Raw genomic sequence first — 21,686 nt, forward strand, 5'->3', positions numbered from 1 at the left:
GCGGGGGGGGGGGGGGGGGGAGGGGGGGGGAGGGGGGGGGCGGGGGGGTTCGCTGGGGGGGGGGAGGGGGAGGGGGGGGGGGGGGGGGTGCCCCCCCCCCCCCCCCCCCCACCGCATCCCACGGGGGACCTTCATGCCCACGGCCCGTGAGCGGCTCGCCGACGCCCGCCTGTACCTCTGCACGGACGCGCGCAGGCGCCAGGGCGACCTGCCCGCCTTCCTGGACGCGGTGCTCTCCTCGGGCGTGGACATCGTCCAGCTGCGGGACAAGGGCATGGAGGCCGCCGAGGAGCTGGAGCACCTCGCCGTCTTCGCCGACGCCTGCCGCCGGCACGGCAAGCTGCTCTCGGTCAACGACCGGGCCGACGTGGCGCACGCCATCGGCGCGGACGTGCTGCACCTGGGCCAGGGCGACCTGCCGGTCCCGGCCGCCCGGGCGATCCTGGGCGACGAGGTCCTGATCGGTCGCTCCACGCACGCCGACGCGGAGGCCTTCGCGGCGGCCGTCGAGCCGGGCGTGGACTACTTCTGCACGGGCCCCTGCTGGCCCACCCCCACCAAGCCCGGCCGCCACGCCCCGGGCCTGGACCTGGTGCGCTACACGGCCTCGCTCGCCACCGAGCGCCCCTGGTTCGCCATCGGCGGCATCGACGCCGCCAACCTCGACGAGGTGCTCGACGCGGGCGCCGAGCGGATCGTGGTGGTCCGCGCGATCACCGAGGCCGACGACCCCGCCGAGGCCACGGCGAAGCTCGCCGGGCGCATACGTGAACGGCTGGTGGGCCGCTAGCGGCCGATTGTCCGAGGGATGGACAAGAGTCCGACCATACGGACAATTTACCCCGGTCTTGTTGGGGGACCGCCAGGCCCTGGCTAACCTGCCGTTATGGCCCTTGGCACTGCTTCCACCAGGACGGACCACGCACGCACCGTGCGCGAGATGCTCGCGACCGGTGAGACGACGTACTCGTTCGAGTTCTGGGCGCCCAAGACCGAGAAGGGCGAGCGCAACCTCTGGAACGCGCTGCGCCGGGTGGAGGCGGTGGCCCCGAGCTTCGTCTCCGTGACCTACGGAGCGGGCGGCTCCACCCGCTCCGGCACCGTCAAGGCCACCGAGCAGATCGCCGCCGACTCCACGCTGACCCCGGTCGCCCACCTCACGGCCGTCGGGCACTCGGTCGCGGAGCTGCGCAACATGATCGGCCAATACGCGGACGCCGGGATCCGCAACATCCTCGCGGTCCGGGGCGACCCGCCCGGCGACCCGATGGGCGAATGGGTCAAGCACCCCGAGGGCGTCACCTACGCGGCGGACCTGGTCCGCCTCATCAAGGAGTCGGGCGACTTCTGCGTCGGCGTCGCGGCCTTCCCGGAGATGCACCCGCGCTCCACCGCATGGGACACCGACGTACGGCACTTCGTCGACAAGTGCCGGGCCGGCGCGGACTACGCCATCACGCAGATGTTCTTCCGGCCCGAGAGCTATCTGCGGCTGCGCGACAAGGCCGCGGCGGCGGGCTGCACGACCCCGATCATCCCCGAGGTCATGCCGGTGACCAGCGTGAAGCAGCTGGAACGGCTGCCCCAGCTCAGCAACGCCGAGTTCCCGCCCGAGCTGAAAGAGCGGATCCTCGCCGTCAAGGACGATCCGGCCGCTGTACGCTCCATTGGCATCGAGTTCGCCACGGAGTTCTGCGCGCGGCTGCTCGCCGATGGCGTACCCGGGTTGCACTTCATTACCCTCAACAACTCCACGGCGACACTCGAGATCTACGAGAATCTGGGTCTGCACCAGCAGCCCTGATCAGTCGCATCTAGCGTACCGGCCGACCGCCCCGGCAAGGGGGGCGGCGGCCGCCTGGAGAGGGGCGTACATGGGCTGGGCGGTCCTCTACATCGCGTTCGGCGTCGTCGCGCTCTGGCTGCTCGGCGAAGTGCTCCTTCAGTACAAGGCGCGGCTGCGCTGGCGGCTGCTGGCCTTCGCGGGCTTCATGGGCGTGGTCCTGGGCGTGCTCCTGCCGTCGGTCTTCGTGATCATCCTGGGCGCGCTGGCCTTCGCGGTCGGCCAGACCTGCGTGACGCTCTCATTCCGCCGGGGCTTCTCCACGGGGTGGGCGGTCGGCGGCAGGCCGGGCGCCAGCCGCCGTCGCCGCGCGGGTGGCACGGCCCCGCTGAACGACCCGGTGCTCCAGGTCTCCGACGTCCGGTACGAGGACGGCGAGAGCAGTGCCCCGCAGGGCGCACCGGCGGCCGAGGAGGCCGACCTCGCGGGCGCCGCCCGGGAGGCCGTCTACGAGCCGCAGCCGCTGCCCGACGACACCGGCCAGTACGGCGTCTACAGCGAGAGCGCCCCCGCCGGCGGCCAGCAGCAGTACGCCGGGTTCGACACCGGACAGCAGCAGTTCGCCGACCCCTACGCGGGCCAGTACGACTACGGCACGGACACCGGTCAGCAGAGCTACGCCGCGTACTCCGACCCGTACATCGGCAGCGGCACCACTCAGGGCTACGGCAGCTACGACAGCTATGCCGCGCCCCAGCAGGCCTACGCCGACCCCTACGCCCAGAGCTACGGCATGGACACCCCGCCCGGCGGGGTCTGGGTGCCGCAGCAGCGCGACAACGAGCCCCAGCCGTACGCCGAGGAGCAGCCCGCGCCGTACCCGTACAGCGGGGAGTACGGCAACGGGACGGGCGGCGGCACCGGATCCGGTTACCTCAACGAACAGCAGCCGTACCGCTATTGAGTGATCGCCGCCGCGGCCCGGCGGCCCGTCCGGCCGTGGCGCTCACTGGGAGCCGCGGAAGTCGTCGCCCTCCACGATCAGACCGCTGACCAGCGCCCCGGACATCCCGGCATGCGCCAGCCCGCCACCGGGGTGGGCCCAGCCGCCCGCCAGATACAGGCCCGGCAGAGCGGTGCGGTTGCCCGGGTGCAGCCGGGTGGCACCGGCCCCGGCCAGCGAGGGCGCGGGGACCGAACCGCCCTCGGCGCCGGTCTCGGTTTCGGTGTCCGCGGGCGTGCGCACCACCCGCCACAGGACGCGCTCGCCCAGCCCCGGCACCGCCGCCCCGGCGGCCTGGACCAGCGTGTCCGCGTACCGCTCGCGGGTCTGTTCGTCGGTCCAGTCGACCTGGCCCTGCGCGGGCACGGTCGCGGTCAGCGTGACGGCTTCGTGGGCGTCGTCCGGGCGGGTGGACGGGTCGTCGGGGCGCAGCACCGTGACCGTCGGCGGTATCGCCGGGCGGCCGGCGGTGAAGACCGCCTCCGCCTCGGCGGCCGGGTCGGGGGAGTGGACGACCGTGCGGTGCACCGCGTCGGCCGGGCGCCCGCCGCGCAGGGCGAGCAGCACCGTGAACCGCCCGGGGGCCGGGCCGGCCGCCGGACGCACCTCGCCGTCCCCCCACGGCTCGCGCCCGCGCAGCGGGCCCGCACCCGGGCGCGGCTGGGCGGCGAGGACCACGTGGTCCGCCTCCGCCACCTCGCCCGACGCCAGCTCCACGCCCGCCGCGCGGCCGTCCTTCTCGGCGATCCCGGTGACCTCGGCGTCGAAGACGAAGGCGACCCGCCGCTTCAGGCACCGCTCGTACACCGCCCGCGCCAGCTCCCGCATACCGCCGCGCACATACCAACTGCCGAAGGTCTGTTCCAGGTAGGGCAGCAGGGCGGCGCTCGCCGGGGCCGTGCGCGGGTCCAGGCCCTCCGCCAGGGCGTAGCTCGTCAGGAGCGCCGCCAGACGGGCGTCGCCCAGCTCCCAGGCGCCGACCTCCGCCAGGGTGGACGCCTGGCGGGGGGAGCGCAGGAGGCGGCGCTGTCGGAGCGCCGGATACGGGTCGCGGGCCAGGACCTGCCAGTCGGCCCAGAGCGGCTCCTCCAGGAGCGGGCGGCGCGAGCGGTCCCAGGCGTCCCGCGCGCGCCCCAGGAAGTCGCCCCACTTCTCGCCCGCCCCCGCGCCGAGCGCTCCGTCCAGCGCCGAGACGACGCCCGCGCGCGAGGCGTTGGGCAGCGAGACGTCCGTGCCGTCGGCGAAGAGGTGGCGGGCGGCGGGGTCGGTGGGCGTGAGCGCGACGCGGTCCTCCAGCGGCTCCTTGCCGGTCTTGAGGAACAGGTCGCGGTAGACCGCGGGCAGGCGCAGCAGACCGGGGCCGGTGTCGAACACGAACCCGTCCCGCTCGACCCTGCCCAGCGCCCCGCCGTACGTCGAAGCGCGCTCGTACACCGTCACCCGGTGGCCTGCCACGGCCAGCCGGGCGGCAGCCGCCATGGCGCCCATCCCGGCGCCGATCACCGCAATCCGTGCCATGCCAGGGACTTTATCGGCCGCCACTGACAACGCCGCCGCCCGGGCCGGGCGGCCTCACCGGGGCGGCCCCGCCTCCCGGGCCGCGGCCAGCCGCCGCTCCTCGCGGAGCTGGGCGCGACGCCGCCGGAAGCGGCGGATCCGGCTCCAGAGGAAGGCCAGTATCGCCACGCCCAGCAGGAGCAGGGTGCCCGCGATCACGGCCGCGGCGACCGGGTGGAAGAGCGCGAAACTGATGATCGCGGCGACGCCTAGGTCCTCGGCGGTGCTCAGCGCGATGTTGCTGAAGGGCTCCGGCGAGGTGTTCACCGCCATCCGCGTCCCGGCCTTCACCAGATGGCTCGTCAGCGCCGTCGACCCGCCGATCGCGCCCGCCGCCAGATCCGGCAGCGACCCGCTCTGCCCGGCCAGCAGCGCGCCCACCACGGCCCCCGCCACCGGCCGGATCACCGTGTGCACGGAGTCCCAGACCGAGTCGACGTACGGGATCTTGTCCGCGACGGCCTCGCAGAGGAAGAGCACCCCCGCGACGATCAGGACGTCGGGGCGCTGGAGCGCGTCGGGCACCTCGTCGGTGACCCCGGTCGCGCCGAAGACGCCGAGCAGCAGGACCACCGCGTACGCGTTGATTCCGCTGGCCCAGCCGCTGGTGAACACCAGGGGGAGTACGGACACGGACGTGATCGTAACCAGTTCCGGCTTTCCCGGGCTGGGGTTGAGCACACACGCCTGAGTATCCGTACTCAGGAGAGGAGATGAGTAGTTGCGCGGATGGGGTCCCACCTGCGCGGACGGAAGAGTGGAGGACACGGAAGGGGCAGACGCGCCCGTACCGCCGACACGGGGCGGCGGAACGAGCGCGGCTCCCCCGACCGAACGGGGCACGGGGGGTACGGGGGTACTGAAGTGCCCAGAGCGACGTACGGGGGACGTGTTCCGAAGGAAATACGCCGGTGCGGCGAGGCCCAGGGGGGATCGGGGCCTCGCCGCACCGGTGTGTCCACGCGCGCGTGGCGGCGCTCAGCGTCCGCTGACCCTCCCGTGCAGCAGCCGCGACAGCGCCGCGTGCACCTCGTCGAGGGAGCGCTCGCTCTGGAAGGCCTGCCAGTCGAGCGCCGCCACCAGCACCATCCCGACCAGCGCGGCCGCCGTGAGCGGGATGTCGATCTCCTCGCTCAGCTCGCCCTCCGCCACGGCCTCGCGCAGCACCGTCTCGACGACGGCGACCGCCTCCCGGCGCACCACCATCAAGGTGGACTGCCAGGCACGGTTGGTGCGCCACAGCTCCGCCACGTACAGCTGCGTGAAGGCCGGATAGCGGTGGATGAACTCCAGCCCGGCCCGGATCATGGCGTCCAGCGCCTCGACCCTGCTGCCACCGCGCGCGTGGGTGACGTCGGCGGCCTCCTGGAGGGAGGCGGTGAGCAGCCCCACCCCGTGCCGCAGCAGCTCCTCGAACAGCTCGGTCTTGCTCTTGAAGTTGTAGTAGACGGTGCCCTTGGCGACACCGGCCCGCTCCGCGATCTCGTCGACGGTGGTCGCCGAGAACCCCTGCTCGGCGATGAGCGTCACCGCCGCCTCGTAGAGCTTCTGCCGGGTCGCCTGCCGTCTGGTGCTGGACTCCATGCGGTCGATTCTCACAGGTCCGGCGCCCCTAGAGGCTCAGCTCGGGGTGGAGCCGGTCCAGCGTCCAGACCTGCTTCCGCCTCGCCGACAGCGCGGTCAGCGCCAGCGCGCCCACGGTGAACGCCACCAGCACCGCGCACCCCTGCCACACCGGTCCGAGCCCGCCTCCGGTGATGAGCCTGCGCAGCCCCTCGACCACGTAACTCATCGGCAGGTACGGGTGGATCGCGTTGAAGAACGCCGGGCTGGTCTGCACCGGGTAGGTGCCGCCCGCCGAGGTCAGCTGGAGCATCAGCAGCGCCAGCACCAGGATGCGTCCGGCCGCCCCGAAGCGGGCGTTGAGCCACTGCACGATCGCCGCGAAACAGCACGAGACGAGCGTCAGGAACCCGATGGTGCCCGCGGCGCGTTGCATCTCCAGGCCGAGTCCGTAGTGCAGCACCGTCATCAGCGCGCCCACCTGGAGCACCCCGACCGCAGCCACCGGCAGCCAGCCCGCCAGCGCGATCCGCCACGCCGGGGCGCCGGTCGCGAGCGCCCGCCGGTTGAGCGGCTGGATCAGCATGTAGGCGACCATCGCGCCCACCCACAGGGAGAGCGGGATGAAGTACGGGGCGAAGCCGGTGCCGTAGTTGGGCGCCTTGTGCAGCGCCTGCGAGGCGAGCCTGACCGGGTCGGCCATCACCTCGGTGCGCTTGTCGCGGTCCTGCTTGTCGTAGTCGGGGATCTTGCCGACGCCGTCGTGGAGTCCGCCCGCGAGCTGCGCGGAGCCGTCGGAGAGCTTGAGCAGGCCGCCGTCGAGGGTGCCCGCGCCCTTCTTGAGCTTGCCGACGCCGCTGTCCAGGTCGGTGGCGCCGGTCCTGGCCGCGGTCAGACCGGAGTGCAGGGTGCCGGCGCCCTTGGCGACCTGCTTGGCGCCCTTGTTGAGGGCGTTGATGTCCCCCACGGCCTTGTCGAGGTCCTTGGCGAGCGTCGGCGCGTTCTTGGCGACCCGGCGCGCCTGCTTCTGGAGCTCCACGAGGTTCTTGTCGAGCGTCTTGAAGTCGCTGTTCTGGTCCTGTACGACCCTGTTGAGGTCCTCGGCGAGGGTGGCCGCGGTCGCCGCCGCCTTCTTGGCGCGCTTGAGCTCGGGGCAGCCGGGGCCGGGCGTCGCGGACGACCGGCAGAGCTTGGCGTACACCGTGTCGAGGTCGTCGGAGGCCTTGCGGGCGCCGGTCGCGGCGGCGGGCGCCGCCTTGATCACGGCGGCCAGGTTGTCGCGCACCGGCCCCACCGTGTCGTCGACCAGCCGGGCCGTGTCCTCGATGGCCTTGGCGTTCTCCTTCAGGAAGGGACGCGCCTCGTCCGCCGCCGTGTTGACCTTGTTGGCCAGGGTCTGGGTGCCGGCCGCGACCTTGCGGGCGCCGGTCTCCAGCTCCGCGGAGCCGCTGTCGAGCTTCTTGATGCCGCCCGCCAGCTTGCCGCTGCCCGCCTTGGCGTCGCCCAGGCCGTCCGCGAGGTCCTTGGAGCCCTTCTTCGCCTTGCCCAGGCCCCCCTTGAGGTCGGCGGCGCCCTTGGCGGCCTTCTCGGTCTGGTCGTGCAGGTCGGAGAAGGAGATGAAGATCTTGTCCAGGAAGGAGCGCGAGGCCTTGGCGGAGGCCGCCGAGCGCACCTCGGAGAAGACCGTGCGGGAGATGGACCCCACGATGTAGTTGTTGGCGTCGTTGGTGCGCACCTGGAGGGCGCCCGTCTCGGGGGAGTCGCCGGAGCTCGACGCGATCCGCTCGCTGAAGTCCGCGGGCATGGTGAGCGACAGGTAGTACGTGCCGTCCTCGACGCCCTTGCGCGCCTCCTCGCCGCTGACCTCGTGCCAGTCGAACGTCTTGCTGTCGTGCAGCCCCTCGGCTATGCCGTCGCCCGCGGTGATCTTCTGGCCGCCGGCGGTCGCGCCCTTGTCCTCGTTGACCAGCGCCACCGGCACCCGGTCGAGCCGTCCGTACGGATCCCAGAACGACCACAGGTAGAGCGCCCCGTACAGCAGCGGCAGCAGCAGGAGCGCGACCAGCGCGGCCCGCGGCAGCTTCCCCCTGCCGAACCGCCTCAGCTCAAGCGCGGCCAGTCGTGGCGAACGCATCCCCCGCCCCCTCCTCGTCCTTCTCGTCCCCGTCCTGCCCGTCCTTGCCGTCCCGCTGGTCCTGCTGCTCCCGCGTGGTCCCCACCGCCAGGTCAGCCTCCTCGGGGGCCTGGCTGCAGACGGCGAGCACCGTCGTCCCGGCGTCGGCCGTGGACCGCAGCAGCGCCCATGCCTCGGCGCGCTCGACGTCGGAGAGCTTCAGGTCGGTGTCGTCGACGCCGAGCAGCCTCGGCCGTCCCATCAGCCCCAGCGCCACGGACAGGCGCAGCGCTTCCAGCCGCTCCAGATCGCGTACGTAGGTGCGCTCGCCCTTCGGCAGGGTGGCGAGGTCGAGGCGCGCGGCCTTCAGCGCCTCGTCGACCGTGGCCCTGGCCCGGGTGCGGCGTTCGGCGGGTGTGCGCAGCAGAGCGCGCAGGGAACCGTCGAAGCGGTGCTGGAGCAGCGCCCGTTCGCGCAGGTGCTCGGCGACGGTCAGGGCGGGGTCGAGGTCGTTCACCCCCGGGACCGGGCCCAGGGCGCTGAACCGGCGGACGGCGGCCATCCTGCGCGGCAGCCGCTCGCCGCCGACCTCGGCGTGGCCCTCGGTGGGTTTCATCCGGCCGGTGAGAGCCAGAAGCAGACAGGTACGCCCGGAGCCGGATGGGCCCTCGATGGCGACGAGCGAACCGGGTGCGGCCTCCAGCCGCACGTTCCGGAAGGCCCAGCCGCGCGGCCCCTTGAGCCCGAAGTCCTCGGCGGTGACGCCTGCCCCGTGCGGGCTGTCCACGTTCCCCCCATTCGTTGGCTGACGCATTCTTTGAACTGACTGGTCAGTACAAAAGTAACCCCGAACCCGCGTACGAGGCAAAGAGGCAGGTCACGGGCGGGGAAGGGCGGGGTAGGGGTCTGGGGAGGTCCAGCGGAGGGCTCGCCGACGGCCGATTGTCAGTGGGGGCCCTCACGATGGACACATACGGCCACAGCGCCGTCACGACGACAGGAGGTTCGTCATGGCCAGCCATCGCGCGGCAGCCGCCCATCGGCCCCGCCCCCTCGGCCCTGCCCCCTCACTGAACGGTCCCGCGAGCGACATCCACCCCGTGCTGCGCAGGGGTGGCGCGCCACCCGCCGCCCTCGACCTGCTCGCCCAGGCCCGCAGCGGTCTGGACGAGGCCGCCGTGCTCGACACCCCCAACGAGCGGTACGCGACGGCGCACCTGGCCGCGCTGCGCACCGCCGCCGCCGTCCTCGCCGCCCGCGGCCGGCCCGAGACCGGGCCGCGTCGGCGGCAGCGGATCCGAAGCGCCTGGGAGGTGCTGCCGGAGATAGCGCCCGAACTGACCGAGTGGAGCGCGCTGTTCGCCTCCGGCGCCACCCGCCGGGCGCGCGCCGAGGCGGGCATCCAGGGCGCGGCCACCGTCCGCGACGCCGACGACCTCATCCGTGACGCGGCGATGTTCCTGCGGCTGGTCGAGCGCCTGCTCGTCCTCCAGCCCGCGCTGCCCCAGCCGAGGACCCGGGAGCCGGACGCGGGGTGAGGGGGCGGTGGCGCGGGCCCGGAGGTGCGGTGACGCAGGCGGCGGGGCGCGGTGAGGTGCGGGGATGAGCGGGGGCGGGCCGCCGAGGCAATAGGGTGGTCGGGCCTTCACCGTTCTTTGCCCCGCCGTCCCGCGGCGGCGCCGCGCCGAGGAGTCAACTGCCGTGCCGGACCCCATGCGCCCCCGCGCCTCTCTCCGTACCGCCGTGGTCTGGGACGTCCTCGAAGACGCCCTCGACCGCCGGGTCAAGGCGACCGGGCGCGAGGCGCTGGACGTCCTGGACACCGGCGGCGGCTCGGGCAACTTCGCGGTGCCCGTCGCCCGCCTCGGCCACCGCGTCACCGTGGTCGACCCCAGCCCCAACGCGCTGTTCGCGCTGGAGCGCCGGGCCGCCGAGGCCGAGGTGGCCGACCGGGTCCGCGGTGTGCAGGGCGATGTGCTCGGCCTCTTCGACGTGGTCGAGCGCGGCGGCTACGACGCGGTGCTGTGCCACGGCGTCCTGGAGTACGTGGAGGACCCGGCCGAGGGCGTACGCAACGCGGTGGACGCGCTGCGCGCCGAGGGAGCGCTGAGCCTGCTCGCCGCCGGCCTCGGGGGCGCGGTGCTCGCCCGCGCGCTCGCCGGGCACTTCACCGAGGCCCGCCGCGCCCTGGACGACCCGGCCGGGCGCTGGGGCGACGGCGACCCGGTGCCGCGGCGGTTCACCGCCGAGCAGCTCACCGAGCTGGTCGCGGCGACCGGGGTCGAGGTCGGCGCGGTGCACGGCGTACGGGTCTTCGCGGACCTGGTGCCCGGGGTGCTGGTGGACACCGAGCCGGGGGCGTTCGACGCCCTGCTCAAGCTGGAGGCGGCGGCGGCCGAGCTGCCCGCGTTCCACTCCGTGGCGACGCAGTTGCACGTCCTGGGCGAGAAGCGCGCCTGACCCGGCGTCCGCCGCGCGCGTGCCCCGCGCATGCCCCCGGTGTGCCCGGGCGTTCATCCGGCGTCCGCCCGTCCGGTGGCGTCCGTTCGGCTGCCCGGACCGCCGCCCGGACGGACGCGGCGCGGGCCGCCGGTGTGCGGCCGGTCCCACGCCCGGGCGTCCCCGCGCTGATCAGCGAAGCTGTCCCGGACGGAGTAGCGGCATGGAGTACGCCACAGGCCCCCCGATCGGCGGCTTCGCCCCGTATGATCGGGGTACATGGTCCGGCATGGCGGGTCGTTCGATGGGGAATCCACTCCCCACCGGGCGGGCCGCCGTGGCGGCTCGGATTGGCGAATTGGCGTAGAGGGCGGGTTTCACGGGGGCGATTCCCTGCCTATCCTGAAGGGGCCGCATCCGGTCGCCCCCCGCGACCGACGAGTAGGAGGACTCCGTGCCGCTCTCGGAGCACGAGCAGCGCATGCTCGAGCAGATGGAGCGAGCGCTGTACGCCGAAGATCCCAAGTTCGCGACAGCGCTTGAGGGAAGCGGGCTGCGTACGTACACCCGACGACGGGTCTACCAGGCGGTCGCTGGCTTTTTGGTGGGTATCGCGCTCCTCATGATTGGTATCGGGCAGGGGATCTGGATCAGTGTGGTCGGGTTCCTCATCATGCTCGGCTGCGCCGTGCTCGCGGTCACCGGTTGGCGCAAGGCGCCACGGCGTGGCGAACAGCCGGTGGGCGGCGGTGTGGCGGCGCGGCCCGCGGCGCGCACCCGTGCCCCGAAGCGGTCCGTGATGGACCGCATCGAGCAGCGCTGGCAGCGGCGCCGCGACGAGGGCGGTCGCTAGGCGGGGCTGTGCTTGAACGTGGCTGAGGGGCGATCACCGATGCGGTGGTCGTCCCTCGGCGGTTATTCGCTCGGCCTGCGGCCTTGCTCGTCCTCAAGCGCCGGACGGGCTGATTGATCGCGCCCTCGGGGGGTGCCGCCGCCGTCCCGCCCTGCGGGCCGTCGCCTCGGCCTGCGGCCTCACTCGTCCTCAAGCGCCGGACGGGCTGATTGATCGCGCCCTCCCGGGGTGCCGCCGCCGTCCCGCCGTGCAGGTCGTCGCCTCGGCCTGCGGCCTCACTCGTCCTCAAGCGCCGGACGGGCTGATTGATCGCGCCCTCGGGGGGTGCCTCCGCCGTCCCGCCCTGCGGGCCGTCGCCTCGGCCTGCGGCCTTGCTCGTCCTCAAGCGCCGGACGGGCTGATTGATCGCGCCCTCCCGGGGTGCCTCCGCCGTCCCGCCGTGCAGGTCGTCGCCTCGGCCTGCGGCCTTGCTCGTCCTCAAGCGCCGGACGGGCTGGATCTGTGTCCGCCCGGTCTTGAAAGGTCGGCCCGGTGCGGGCCGGGCGGGAGACGAGGGCCGTTGGGCCGGGGTACCGCTGTCGGGCACGTAGGAGCGACGGTCGGCGCCGGGGAAGCGGCGCCGGCCTGCGGGAGCGGTTGGTCCCGGCCCGGCGTGCTTCCCTCGGCCCCCGCCTCACCCCCTCACGCCGATCCCCTCGTCGGTCTCCGCCACACCGTCCTCAGTACCGTCCTCCGCAGCGTGCCCAGACGGGTCGCCGTCCCGGACGTCAGGGACTGCCACTTCGCCGTTGCCGTCCAGGCCAGGCGGGCCGCCGAGCGTGGGGCCAGGTTCGCTCGGAGGCGGGGCAGGAGCGGGAGGGAGGTCCGCAGGCCCGTGCGGATGTCCTGGGCTGCCTCCGGGAGGCCCGTGGGGGGCCGGGGGGTCGGGGCGTACAGGACCTGTTCCACCGCGCTCGCCGCGCGGTGCGCCGACTCCGCCGCCGGGCCCTCGAGGCCGCCCAGCCGCACCATGCGCGCCGCTGCCTTGCGCGGGGTCAGGGAGTCGTCGGGGACGATGCCGTGGTCCCAGGCCGTGTCGATGACCTCCCGCCACACCGTCAGCGTGGCGGTGACCGGATCGGCCTCCGGGCGCGCGGCCCTGGCCAGTCGCCGGGAGCGGACCCGTACCCGCCACAGCCACGGCAGCAGCGGCAGCGCCAGCGCCGCGAGCACGCCCAGGGCGACGGCGGCCACCGTGGCCGCGGGGGTTCCGCCGTCGTCGCCGTCCAGGGGAGCCGCCGGGGCCACCTCGCCGCACTCGTTCTGCTTGCGCAGCTGCGCCGGGCAGGAGGAGGACGGCGTCGGCGCCGCGGAGGGCCGCGCCGAGGGGCCCTCGGAGGGCTTCACCGGGTTGCTGGGGGCACCCGACGGGGTGTCGGGGCGGGTGTAGTCGGGGGCCGAACCGCGCGAGGGGGTCGGCTCGAACCGGGTCCAGCCCACACCCTCGAAGTACAGCTCGGGCCACGCGTGCGCGTCCCGCAGCCCCACCGACATCGTCCCGTCCGAACGCGGCTCGCCGGGTGTGAAGCCCACCGCCACCCGGGCCGGTATGCCCAGGGTCCGGGCCATCGCGGCCATCGTGAAGGAGAAGTGGACGCAGAAGCCCTGCTTGTCCTTGAGGAAGCGGGCGATCGCCTCCGTACCACTGCCGGACTCGACCTGGGTGTCGTACGTGAACCCGCCCTTCACCGCGAACCAGTCCTGGAGCAGCACGGCCCGCTGGTAGTCCGTGGTGGCGGCTCTGGTGATCCTGCGGGCCGTCGTGCCGACGATGCGCGGCAGGGTCTGGGGGACCTTCGTGTACTCCCGCGCCAGCGCCGCGGGCGCGGGCTGCGCGGCGGCCAGCTGGTCCGCCGTCGGGCGCACCTGGAGGCTGCTGACCTGGTACTGGGCGCCCTGGGTGGTCTGGCCCCGGTCGCCCACCAGGGTCCGGCCGACCGGCTCGAAGCGCCAGTGCCCGCCGATGTCGACCTTGGTCGCCGGATAGGGCATCGGCAGCCAGTTCTGGGTGTACCAGCCGGCCGCCGACACGCTCGTGCGGATCTCGGCGGTGCCGATCGACGGGCTCAGCCCCTCGGGCTGCGGCAGCACGTCCGGCACGTCCTTGATCTTGCGCTCGGAGGACTTCCAGGACGCCCCGTCGAACTGGTCCAGGGCCACGATCCGCAGATACAGGTCCTGGGTGTCCTGCGCGTTGGTGCGGTAGCGCAGGACCTCGCGGTCCTCGGGCTGGTTGAGGCTGTTCTGGAGCGAGACCAGCGGGTTGACCGCGGAGATCGTGCCGCCTCCGCCGCCCTCGCCGCTGCCGCCCCCGCTCCCGCCGAGCAGGCCGGAGCCCATCGCGGGCAGCGCGGCCGGGATCACCAGGGAGATGCCCAGGGCGAGCGCCCCGATCCGGCGGCCGGTACGCACCGGTGCCAGCGGGCCGCTGTCCGCCTCGAACGGCGTCTGCGGCCGGTCGGACCGGGCCGCCCCGCCGAACATCCGCCCCCACTGGGAGAGCCGGTCGCGGCCCTCGGCGAGCAGGAGCAGCAGATACCCGGCGGCCGCCAGCAGGAACCACAGCCAGCTCGCCCCGCCGTTCGACAGGCCCGCGGCCACCGAGTACAGCGCGAGCAGCGGCAGCCCGGCCGGGGCGGCGCTGCGGAACGTCACGGCGAGCGCGTCCACCACCAGCCCGATCGCCAGCGTGCCGCCCACCACCATCAGCCGGATGCCGTCGGTGGCGGGCGCCGGGATCGTGTACCGGCTGACGTCGTCGGCTCCCTGCTGGAGCAGCGCGGAGAGATGCTCCAGGGCGTCCGGCCCCGGCAGCAGCCCGACCAGCGCCTGCTCCCGCGCGAACACCGCGGTCAGCAGCACGAGCGTCACCACCGCCTGCACCAGCACCGTCAACGGCCGCGCCAGCGGCACCCGGCGGGCGAGCGCGCCCACCCCGGCCTGGAGGGCGAGCAGGAACGCCGCCTGCACGATCCAGGTCGCCCGGTCGACGAGCGGCAGCATGGAGCACGACGTCATCACTGTGGCGGCGAAGGCGCACAGCGCCAGCCGTCCGCGCCCGCTCATGACCACGCCCCTGACATTCCCGGTATCCCCGATGTTCCCGACGGCCACGGGGTGCCGCCCGAAGCGGCCCCCGTGCCCGTCCGTTCCTGACCCGCCTGGCGCCACAGGTGCGCGAGGGAGGCGCCCGGCGGCACGGCCAGCGCCGTCCACCCGGCCTCGCGCAGCAGCCGCAGCGTCCGCTCGGCCGGGCCGAAACCCCCGGGCGGCGGCGAGCCGTGCGTCCACAGATCGCTGTCCAGGACGAACGCGACCGCGGCGCCGCTGCGCCGCCTCATCTTCGCCGCGACCGCGCCCTGTTCCTCGTCGAGGTCCCCGAAGAACCCGACGAGCAGCCCTTCGTTGCCCCCGCGCAGCACGTCGTACGCGGGTGAGAGGCCGGCGCCGTCGGAGTGGTCCACGACCGCGAGGGTGTCCATCATCAGCCCCGCCGCGTCCGAGGAGTCCTGGCCGGCTCCGGCGAACCCGCTCTCGCCCTCGCCCGGCACCGAGCTTCCGGTGTCGGTCAGCAGCCGCACCGAGTAGCCGCGCTCCAGCATGTGCACCAGCGCCGAGGCCGCACCCGAGACCGCCCATTCGAAGGCGGAGTCGGGGCCTGCGCCCGCGTACGCCAGGTCACGGGTGTCCAGGAGCACCGTGCACCTGGCCCGCTGCGGCTGCTCCTCGCGGCGCACCATCAGCTCGCCGTAGCGCGCGGTGGAGCGCCAGTGGACCCGGCGCAGGTCGTCGCCGTGCCGGTACAGCCGGGGGATCACGTCGTCCTCGCCGGCCAGTGCCAGCGAGCGGTGCCGGCCGTCGCCGTACCCGGCGGCCTCGCCGGACAGACGCACCGGCGGCAGGGGTTCGGTGCGCGGTATCACCGTGAGGGTGTCGAAGGCGCTGAACGCGCGCGTGAGTTCGCACATCCCGAACGGGTCGGTGAGGCGCAGCTGGAGCGGGCCGAGCGGATAGCGTCCGCGCAGATCCGAGCGGACCCGGTAGGACACCTCGCGCTTGCCGCCCGCCTCCACCCGGTCCAGGACGAAGCGGGGGCGCGGTCCCAGCACGTACGGCACCCGGTCCTGGAGCATGAGCAGGCCCGTGGGCAGCCGGGAGACGTTGTCGACGCGCAGGTGCACCCGGGCCTCGGCGCCCGCGGGCACGCGCGCGGGGGCCAGCCGCCGGCTGCCCGCTACGCGGTAGCGCGTGCGGTACAGGACGGTCGTGCAGACCAGGGGCAGCACGGCGAGCAGCAGCCCGACCCGCAGCAGATCCTCCTGGCCCAGGACGTACGCGCAGATCGCGGCGGCGATCCCGGCGGCCAGGAACGAGCGGCCGCGGGTGGTCAGTCCGGACAGGGCCGCCCGGGCCCCGCCCTTCTCGGTGTCCTCCGCCCCCGCCCCCGCCGGGGGAGCCCCGGCCGCCATCACAGCCGCCGGGTGCCGGGCTGCTGCTGGCCGTAGAGCGGGCCGCCGGCCTGCGGCACGGGGGTGTGCTGGAGGATCTCCAGGACGACCTGCTCGGCGGTGCGGCGGTTCAACTGGGCCTGGGCGGTGGGCAGCAGCCGGTGCGCGAGGACGGCGACGGCGAGCGCCTGGACGTCGTCGGGCAGCGCGTACTCCCGGCCGCTCAGGGCGGCGGTGGCCTTGGCGGCGCGCAGCAGGTGGAGCGTGGCGCGCGGCGAGGCGCCGAGTCTGAGGTCGGGGTGGTTGCGGGTGGCCCCGACGAGCTGCACCGCGTACCTCCGCACGGCGTCGGCCACGTGGACCTTGCGGACCGCGTCGACGAGCTTGACGATGTCGTGCGCGTGCGCCACGGGCTGGAGGTCGTCGAGGGGGGAGACCGCGCCGTGCACGTCGAGCATCTGGAGCTCGGCCTCGGCCGACGGGTAGCCGATCGAGACGCGGGCCATGAAGCGGTCGCGCTGGGCCTCGGGCAGCGGGTAGGTGCCCTCCATCTCGACCGGGTTCTGGGTGGCCACCACCATGAAGGGGCTGGGCAGTTCGTAGGTCTGCCCGTCGATGGTGACCTGGCGCTCCTCCATGGACTCCAGGAGCGCCGACTGGGTCTTGGGGGAGGCGCGGTTGATCTCGTCGCCGATGACGATCTGCGCGAAGATCGCGCCGGGCTTGAACTCGAAGTCCCGCCGCTGCTGGTCGTAGATGGACACACCGGTGATGTCCGAGGGCAGCAGGTCCGGCGTGAACTGGATGCGCCGCACCGAGCAGTCGATGGACTTGGCCAGCGCCTTGGCCAGCATGGTCTTGCCCACGCCCGGGACGTCCTCGATCAGGAGGTGCCCCTCGGCGAGCAGTACGGTCAGCGAGAGCCGTACGACCTCGGGCTTGCCCTCGATCACACCCTCCACCGACCTGCGGACGCGCTCCGCAGTGGCGGTCAGATCTGTGAGGCTCGCTCGCTCGTCATAGGTCGTCACCCGGCCCTCCTCGGCCCTTCCCCCCGCTCGGAAAGCGGGGGGTTACCCCAGTTGCCTGCGGGCCGGCGCACTGGAAACGGAACGGCCCACTTCGAAATAGGGACACCGCGTCCGAGACGTTCGGACGGATGCCACCCCCGCATTCTTGTTGCCGTCGCCGCGTCGTGTCACTCGCCTGTGGATAACTGGAGGGGATATGTCGGGGGTTGCCGTGTTTTTGTCCCCGAAGGGACCCCGAAGAGTCGCCGAAGAGACTCCGAAGCGACGCGGAATCGAGTCCGAACCGCCCCGGCCGGACAGCCGGCGGACAGCAGGCGGGGCAGTCGTTCCGGCCGTCGGCCGGGCCCTCGCTAGGCGGCCGGGTCGATCTCGCGCAGCAGGCCGGTGGTGACGTCGAAGACGAATCCGCGCACGTCGTCGACGTGCGGCAGGAACGGCGAGGTGCGGACGCGCTGCATGGACTGGCGTACGTCCTGGTCGACGTCGCGGAAGGACTCCACCGCCCAGGCGGGGCGCTGGCCGACCTCGTCCTCCAGCTCGTGGCGGAAGTCCTCGGTGAGCGACTCCAGGCCGCAGCCGGTGTGGTGGACGAGCATGACGCTGCGGGTGCCGAGCGCCCGCTGGCTTATGGTCAGCGACCGGATGACGTCGTCGGTGACCACGCCCCCGGCGTTGCGGATGGTGTGGCAGTCGCCGAGTTCCAGGCCGAGGGCCGCGTGGAGGTCGAGGCGGGCGTCCATGCAGGCCACCACGGCGACGCGCAGGACCGGACGGGCGTCCATACCCGGATCGTCGAACGCTTGTGCGTACTTGCGGTTCGCGTCGACCAGCCGGTCGGTGACGGTTCCCCCGTCACCGACCGCCGGGCGGGGGCGGACGGGGGGCTCTGCGGGGAGGTGCGCAGGAGTCGACATGTCTATGACGTTAGTCGCCGTAGATCGTCCGGTCGCGCGGTGAGGACGGAAAAATCCCGTCAACTCGGTCCGTTGTGAGGTAACCCACAAGCGTGGTAATCGGTCACCCGTGCGGGTGAAAAGCGCACCCCGCGACGCGCTGGGCCGTTGATTGACCGACAGGACCGGTGGACTAAAGTGACGCGAAGTGGGAGGGGTGACACACTCCGGCCCGCTTGCGGGGACAGATTCCGTATCCGCACTACAGAGCAGTTGCACAGTTTCCCCCCGCGTGCGCGGCGCGCGTACGGCTCGGCCTCCTCCCGCTCGCCGGTCGGCTGACGCCACTTCCCCGGCGCCGGCAGACCTTCCGAGCGGGTGGGGACCCGGCCGTATGCGCAAGGTGCCCGCCGGACCTGAGAGGGCCAAAGTGACAGGGCGCGAAGCGCTTCCCAGCGAGGGCGACGGCGGGCGACGGGAGGAGCGGACCCGGCACGTCCCGGTGATGCTCCAGCGGTGCCTGGACCTGCTGGCCCCGGCCCTGACGCAGCCCGGGGCGGTCGTCGTCGACTGCACCCTGGGCCTCGGCGGGCACAGCGAGGCCCTGCTCACCCGGTTCCCCGAGGCGCGCCTGATCGCCCTCGACCGGGACAAGGAGGCCCTGCGCCTCTCCGGCGAGCGCCTGGCGCCCTACGGGGAGCGCGCGACCCTGGTCCACGCCGTCTACGACGAGCTCCCCGAGGTCCTCGGCAGGCTCGGCGTCCCGCGCGTCCAGGGCATCCTCTTCGACCTCGGCGTCTCCTCGATGCAGCTCGACGAGGCCGACCGCGGCTTCGCCTACGCGCAGGACGCCCCGCTCGACATGCGCATGGACCAGACCACCGGGATGAGCGCCGCCGAGGTCCTCAACACGTACGCGCCGGGCGAACTGGTGCGCATCCTGCGCCAGTACGGCGAGGAGAAGCAGGCCAAGCGGATCGTCTCGGCGATCGTCCGCGAGCGCGAGAAGGAGCCGTTCAGCAACAGCGCGCGGCTCGTCGAGCTGATCCGCGACGCGCTGCCGCAGGCCGCCAAGCGCACCGGCGGCAACCCCGCCAAGCGCACCTTCCAGGCGCTGCGCATCGAGGTCAACGGCGAGCTCTCGGTCCTGGAGCGGGCGATCCCGGCCGCCGTCGCGGCCCTGGACGTGGGCGGGCGGATCGCGGTCCTGTCGTACCACTCGCTGGAGGACCGCCTGGTCAAGCAGGTCTTCGCGGCCGGCGCCGCCACCACGGCCCCGCCGGGCCTGCCGGTGGTGCCCGAGCAGTACCAGCCGCGGCTGAAGCTCCTGACCCGCGGCGCCGAACTGCCCACGGAGGAGGAGGTCGCCGAGAACCGCCGGGCGGCCCCCGCCAGGTTCCGCGGGGCCCAGCGGATCCGGGAGGACGTGCGGTGAGCGCACCGGCCAGGCAGCTGCGGGGGCGGGCCGCCCGGCTCGGCAGGCTGCTGCCCCCCGCGGGCACGGGCAGCCCCGCCCGCACCCCCTTCGTCCTGCTGGTCGTCGTCCTCCTCGGCGGCGGTCTGATCAGCCTGCTGCTGCTGAACTCGGCGCTGAACGAGGGCTCGTTCAAGCTGAGCGAGCTGCGCCGCCAGACCACCGAGCTCACCGACGAGCAGCAGGCCCTCCAGCACGACGTGGACGGCCTCTCCGCCCCCGACGCGCTCTCCCGGCGGGCCACCGAGCTCGGCATGGTCCCCGGCGGCAGCCCCCTGTTCCTCAACCCGGACGGCACGGTCAAGGGCGTGCCCGGCGGCGCCGTCCAGCCCGCTCCGGCGCCCAGCCCCGAGCTGGTCCAGGGCGCGGCCGTGACCGCCCCCGCCCCGTCGCCCGAGACCCCGGCCGCCTCTCCCGCCCCCGGCGCGCAGCCGTCCGGCACCCCCGCGCCGGCCCCGGCGCCCGCGCAGACCCCCTCCGGTACCCCTCCGCGCGCCTCCGCACCCCCGGCGCCCGCCCCCGCGAAGACCTCCCCGACCCCCGGCAGGTGACGCAGTGAGCCCCCAGGAACCGCCGCGCCGCCGGGTGCCAGGACCCGCGCGGCCGCGCCCCCAGGCCCGCCCGGCGCAGCGCCGCCCCAAGCCCCCCGCCCGGATAAGGCTCGGCAGCCCGCGCCCCCGGCTGCGCCTGGTCAGCCTGGGGCTCACCCTGGTCATGATCGCGTTCGTGGTGCGGCTGCTCCAGGTGCAGGCGGTCGACGCCAGCGCGTACTCGGCGAAGGCGGAGAAGAACCGGTACGCCAGCTACGCGCTGCCCGCCGAGCGCGGCGAGATCACCGACCGCGACGGCATCGCCCTGGCCACCAGCGTCGACGCGTACGACATCACCGCCGACCCGTCGATGTTCACCCCGGCCACCAGCAAGGCCCCCGACGCCCCCCAGCAGGCCGCGGCCCTGCTCTCCCCGCTGATCGGCAAGGATCAGGAGGAGATCGCCAAGAAGCTGCGGACGCCCCGCAGCCGCTATGTGGTCCTCGCCCGCCGCCAGACCCCGCAGGTGTGGAACCAGATCAAGGACCTGAAGAAGGTCTTCGCCGAGAAGGCCCGCGCCGACCTGGCCAAGGGCGGCACCGGCGCCAATGTGCTCGGCGGCGTCTTCAACGAGTCCAGCAGCAAGCGCGTCTACCCCAACGGCGACCTCGCCGCCGGGATACTGGGGTACGTCAACGCCGAGGGCCACGGCGGCGGGGGCCTGGAGTCCCAGCTCGACAAGGTCCTGGCCGGCGAGGACGGCAAGATCACCTACGCCCAGTCCGGCGGGCGCCGGGTGCCCACCGCGGGCACCCGCGAGACCCCGGCCGTCCCCGGCTCCGGAGTCGAGCTGACCCTGGACCGGGACATCCAGTGGATGGCCCAGAAGGCCATCACCGACCAGGTCCGCAAGTCCCAGGCCGACCGGGGCTATGTGGTGGTCCAGCGCACCGACACCGGCGAGGTCCTCGCCATGGCCAACGCCCCCGGCTTCGACCCCAACGACCTCTCCCACGCCAACACCTCGGCGCTGGGCAACGCGGCCGTCCAGGACGTGTACGAGCCGGGCTCCACCGCCAAGGTCATGTCCATGGCCGCGGTCCTGGAGGAGAACGCGGCGACCCCGCTGACCCACGTCACCGTCCCCAACCGGCTGCACCGCGGCGACCGGCTCTTCAAGGACGACATCGACCACCCGACCTGGAACCTGACGCTCAACGGCGTCCTCGCCAAGTCCAGCAACATCGGCACGATCCTCGCCGTGGAGCAGCTCGGCAAGACCGACGCCGAGGCCGACCGGGTCCTCTACTCGTATCTGCGCAAGTTCGGCCTCGGCTCGCCCACCGGCCTCGGCTACCCCGGCGAGACCCCCGGCATCCTCGCGCCGCCCCAGAAGTGGTCCACCTCCCAGCAGTACACGATCCGCTTCGGCCAGGGCCTCTCGCTCAGCGCCATGCAGGCCGCCTCGGTGTACTCGACGATCGCCAACGGCGGGGTGCGCGTCGAACCGACGCTGGTCCGCGGCACCAGGGGCCCCGACGGCCGCTTCACCCCGGCCCCGGCGCCCAGGCAGTCCCGGGTGGTCAGCGAGAAGACCGCCAGGACCGTGGCGCAGATGCTGGAGTCGGTCGTCGGCGACGAGGAGGGAACCGGAACCAAGGCCCGCATCCCCGGTTACCGGGTCGCGGGCAAGACCGGTACCGCCAACCGGGTCGACCCCAAGACCGGCCGCTATCACGGCTACACGGCGTCCTTCGCCGGTTTCGCCCCCGCCGACAAGCCCGCGATCACCGTCTACTGCGCCATCCAGAACCCCACCAGGGGCAGCTACTTCGGCGGTCAGATCTGCGGTCCGATCTACAAGCAGGTGATGGAGTTCGCGCTCAAGACGCTTCAGATCCCGCCGACCGGCGCCCAGCCGCCCAAACTGCCCGTCTCCTTCGGCGGCACCGACTGAATC

18 protein-coding genes are annotated in these 21,686 nt (G+C 73.6%); 9 read left to right on the forward strand and 9 right to left on the reverse strand.

The genetic code is table 11. The features are described from left to right. Positions 1-133 precede the first annotated feature (133 nt). The 3 genes from thiE (at position 134) to AC069K_RS14870 (ending at position 2,747) form a co-directional block, all read left to right on the forward strand. Positions 134-790 (forward strand): thiamine phosphate synthase, encoded by a 657-nt coding sequence (gene thiE, locus AC069K_RS14860; protein WP_478615963.1) that lies wholly within the window; start codon positions 134-136, stop codon positions 788-790. Between the two features lie 96 nt (positions 791-886). Beyond that, positions 887-1,804: a methylenetetrahydrofolate reductase [NAD(P)H] gene (gene metF / locus AC069K_RS14865; protein ID WP_358836485.1), complete on the forward strand. Its 918-nt coding sequence runs from the start codon at positions 887-889 to the stop codon at positions 1,802-1,804. A gap of 70 nt (positions 1,805-1,874) precedes the next feature. After that, positions 1,875-2,747, forward strand: a complete 873-nt coding sequence (locus tag AC069K_RS14870; protein WP_478615966.1) for a hypothetical protein — start codon at positions 1,875-1,877, stop codon at positions 2,745-2,747. A 42-nt stretch (positions 2,748-2,789) separates the two neighbouring features. On the opposite strand, the gene AC069K_RS14875 is transcribed toward AC069K_RS14870, so the two are convergent. The 5 genes from AC069K_RS14875 to AC069K_RS14895 all read right to left on the reverse strand — a co-directional run bounded on the left by AC069K_RS14875 (position 2,790) and on the right by AC069K_RS14895 (position 8,806). Continuing rightward, a complete protein-coding gene (locus AC069K_RS14875; protein ID WP_478615969.1) occupies positions 2,790-4,304 on the reverse strand; it encodes a phytoene desaturase family protein in 1,515 nt (504 codons plus the stop codon). Positions 4,305-4,358: 54 nt separating this feature from the next. Further along, positions 4,359-4,976, reverse strand: coding sequence for a DUF4126 domain-containing protein (locus AC069K_RS14880; RefSeq protein ID WP_406553369.1), 618 nt, complete (start codon positions 4,974-4,976; stop codon positions 4,359-4,361). A 345-nt stretch (positions 4,977-5,321) separates the two neighbouring features. After that, positions 5,322-5,927 carry a TetR/AcrR family transcriptional regulator gene (locus AC069K_RS14885; protein WP_358837143.1) on the reverse strand — a complete coding sequence of 202 codons (606 nt, stop codon included), beginning with the start codon at positions 5,925-5,927 and terminating at the stop codon, positions 5,322-5,324. 28 nt (positions 5,928-5,955) lie between these two features. Next, positions 5,956-8,040: a YhgE/Pip family protein gene (locus AC069K_RS14890; protein ID WP_478615972.1), complete on the reverse strand. Its 2,085-nt coding sequence runs from the start codon at positions 8,038-8,040 to the stop codon at positions 5,956-5,958. Then, entirely contained in the window at positions 8,012-8,806 is a 795-nt protein-coding gene (locus tag AC069K_RS14895) for an ATP-binding cassette domain-containing protein (RefSeq protein ID WP_365106354.1), read from the reverse strand. The genes AC069K_RS14890 and AC069K_RS14895 overlap by 29 nt, the downstream gene beginning before the upstream one ends. Positions 8,807-9,029: 223 nt before the next feature. Between AC069K_RS14895 and AC069K_RS14900 the strand changes: the two genes are divergently transcribed. The 3 genes from AC069K_RS14900 to AC069K_RS14910 all read left to right on the forward strand — a co-directional run bounded on the left by AC069K_RS14900 (position 9,030) and on the right by AC069K_RS14910 (position 11,311). After that, positions 9,030-9,557: an SAV_6107 family HEPN domain-containing protein gene (locus AC069K_RS14900; protein ID WP_358837140.1), complete on the forward strand. Its 528-nt coding sequence runs from the start codon at positions 9,030-9,032 to the stop codon at positions 9,555-9,557. A 163-nt stretch (positions 9,558-9,720) separates the two neighbouring features. Beyond that, on the forward strand, positions 9,721-10,479 hold the full coding sequence (locus AC069K_RS14905) for a class I SAM-dependent methyltransferase (RefSeq protein ID WP_478615974.1): 759 nt from the start codon (positions 9,721-9,723) through the stop codon (positions 10,477-10,479). Positions 10,480-10,912: 433 nt separating this feature from the next. Beyond that, positions 10,913-11,311, forward strand: a complete 399-nt coding sequence (locus tag AC069K_RS14910; RefSeq protein WP_358837138.1) for a DUF3040 domain-containing protein — start codon at positions 10,913-10,915, stop codon at positions 11,309-11,311. Between the two features lie 681 nt (positions 11,312-11,992). On the opposite strand, the gene AC069K_RS14915 is transcribed toward AC069K_RS14910, so the two are convergent. The 4 genes from AC069K_RS14915 to AC069K_RS14930 all read right to left on the reverse strand — a co-directional run bounded on the left by AC069K_RS14915 (position 11,993) and on the right by AC069K_RS14930 (position 17,743). Beyond that, on the reverse strand, positions 11,993-14,416 hold the full coding sequence (locus AC069K_RS14915) for a transglutaminase TgpA family protein (RefSeq protein WP_478615977.1): 2,424 nt from the start codon (positions 14,414-14,416) through the stop codon (positions 11,993-11,995). Further along, complete coding sequence (locus tag AC069K_RS14920) at positions 14,413-15,819, reverse strand: DUF58 domain-containing protein (protein WP_478615980.1); 1,407 nt, start codon at positions 15,817-15,819, stop codon at positions 14,413-14,415. Before AC069K_RS14920 ends, AC069K_RS14915 begins: the two co-directional genes overlap by 4 nt. Beyond that, the gene (locus AC069K_RS14925) at positions 15,819-16,829 is read right to left on the reverse strand and encodes an AAA family ATPase (RefSeq protein WP_478615983.1); all 1,011 of its coding nucleotides are present in this window, start codon (positions 16,827-16,829) and stop codon (positions 15,819-15,821) included. The genes AC069K_RS14920 and AC069K_RS14925 overlap by 1 nt, the downstream gene beginning before the upstream one ends. Before the next feature lie 350 nt (positions 16,830-17,179). Further along, a complete protein-coding gene (locus AC069K_RS14930) occupies positions 17,180-17,743 on the reverse strand; it encodes a beta-class carbonic anhydrase (RefSeq protein ID WP_478615986.1) in 564 nt (187 codons plus the stop codon). A gap of 409 nt (positions 17,744-18,152) precedes the next feature. Between AC069K_RS14930 and rsmH the strand changes: the two genes are divergently transcribed. The 3 genes from rsmH to AC069K_RS14945 are packed head-to-tail and all read left to right on the forward strand — an operon-like array spanning position 18,153 to position 21,683. Next, complete coding sequence (rsmH, locus tag AC069K_RS14935) at positions 18,153-19,157, forward strand: 16S rRNA (cytosine(1402)-N(4))-methyltransferase RsmH (protein ID WP_365106369.1); 1,005 nt, start codon at positions 18,153-18,155, stop codon at positions 19,155-19,157. After that, positions 19,154-19,747 carry a cell division protein FtsL gene (gene ftsL, locus AC069K_RS14940; protein ID WP_365106372.1) on the forward strand — a complete coding sequence of 198 codons (594 nt, stop codon included), beginning with the start codon at positions 19,154-19,156 and terminating at the stop codon, positions 19,745-19,747. Before rsmH ends, ftsL begins: the two co-directional genes overlap by 4 nt. 4 nt (positions 19,748-19,751) lie before the next feature. Continuing rightward, on the forward strand, positions 19,752-21,683 hold the full coding sequence (locus AC069K_RS14945; protein WP_365106375.1) for a peptidoglycan D,D-transpeptidase FtsI family protein: 1,932 nt from the start codon (positions 19,752-19,754) through the stop codon (positions 21,681-21,683). Positions 21,684-21,686 lie beyond the last annotated feature (3 nt).

Source organism: Streptomyces sp. NPDC043908, assembly GCF_056435525.1.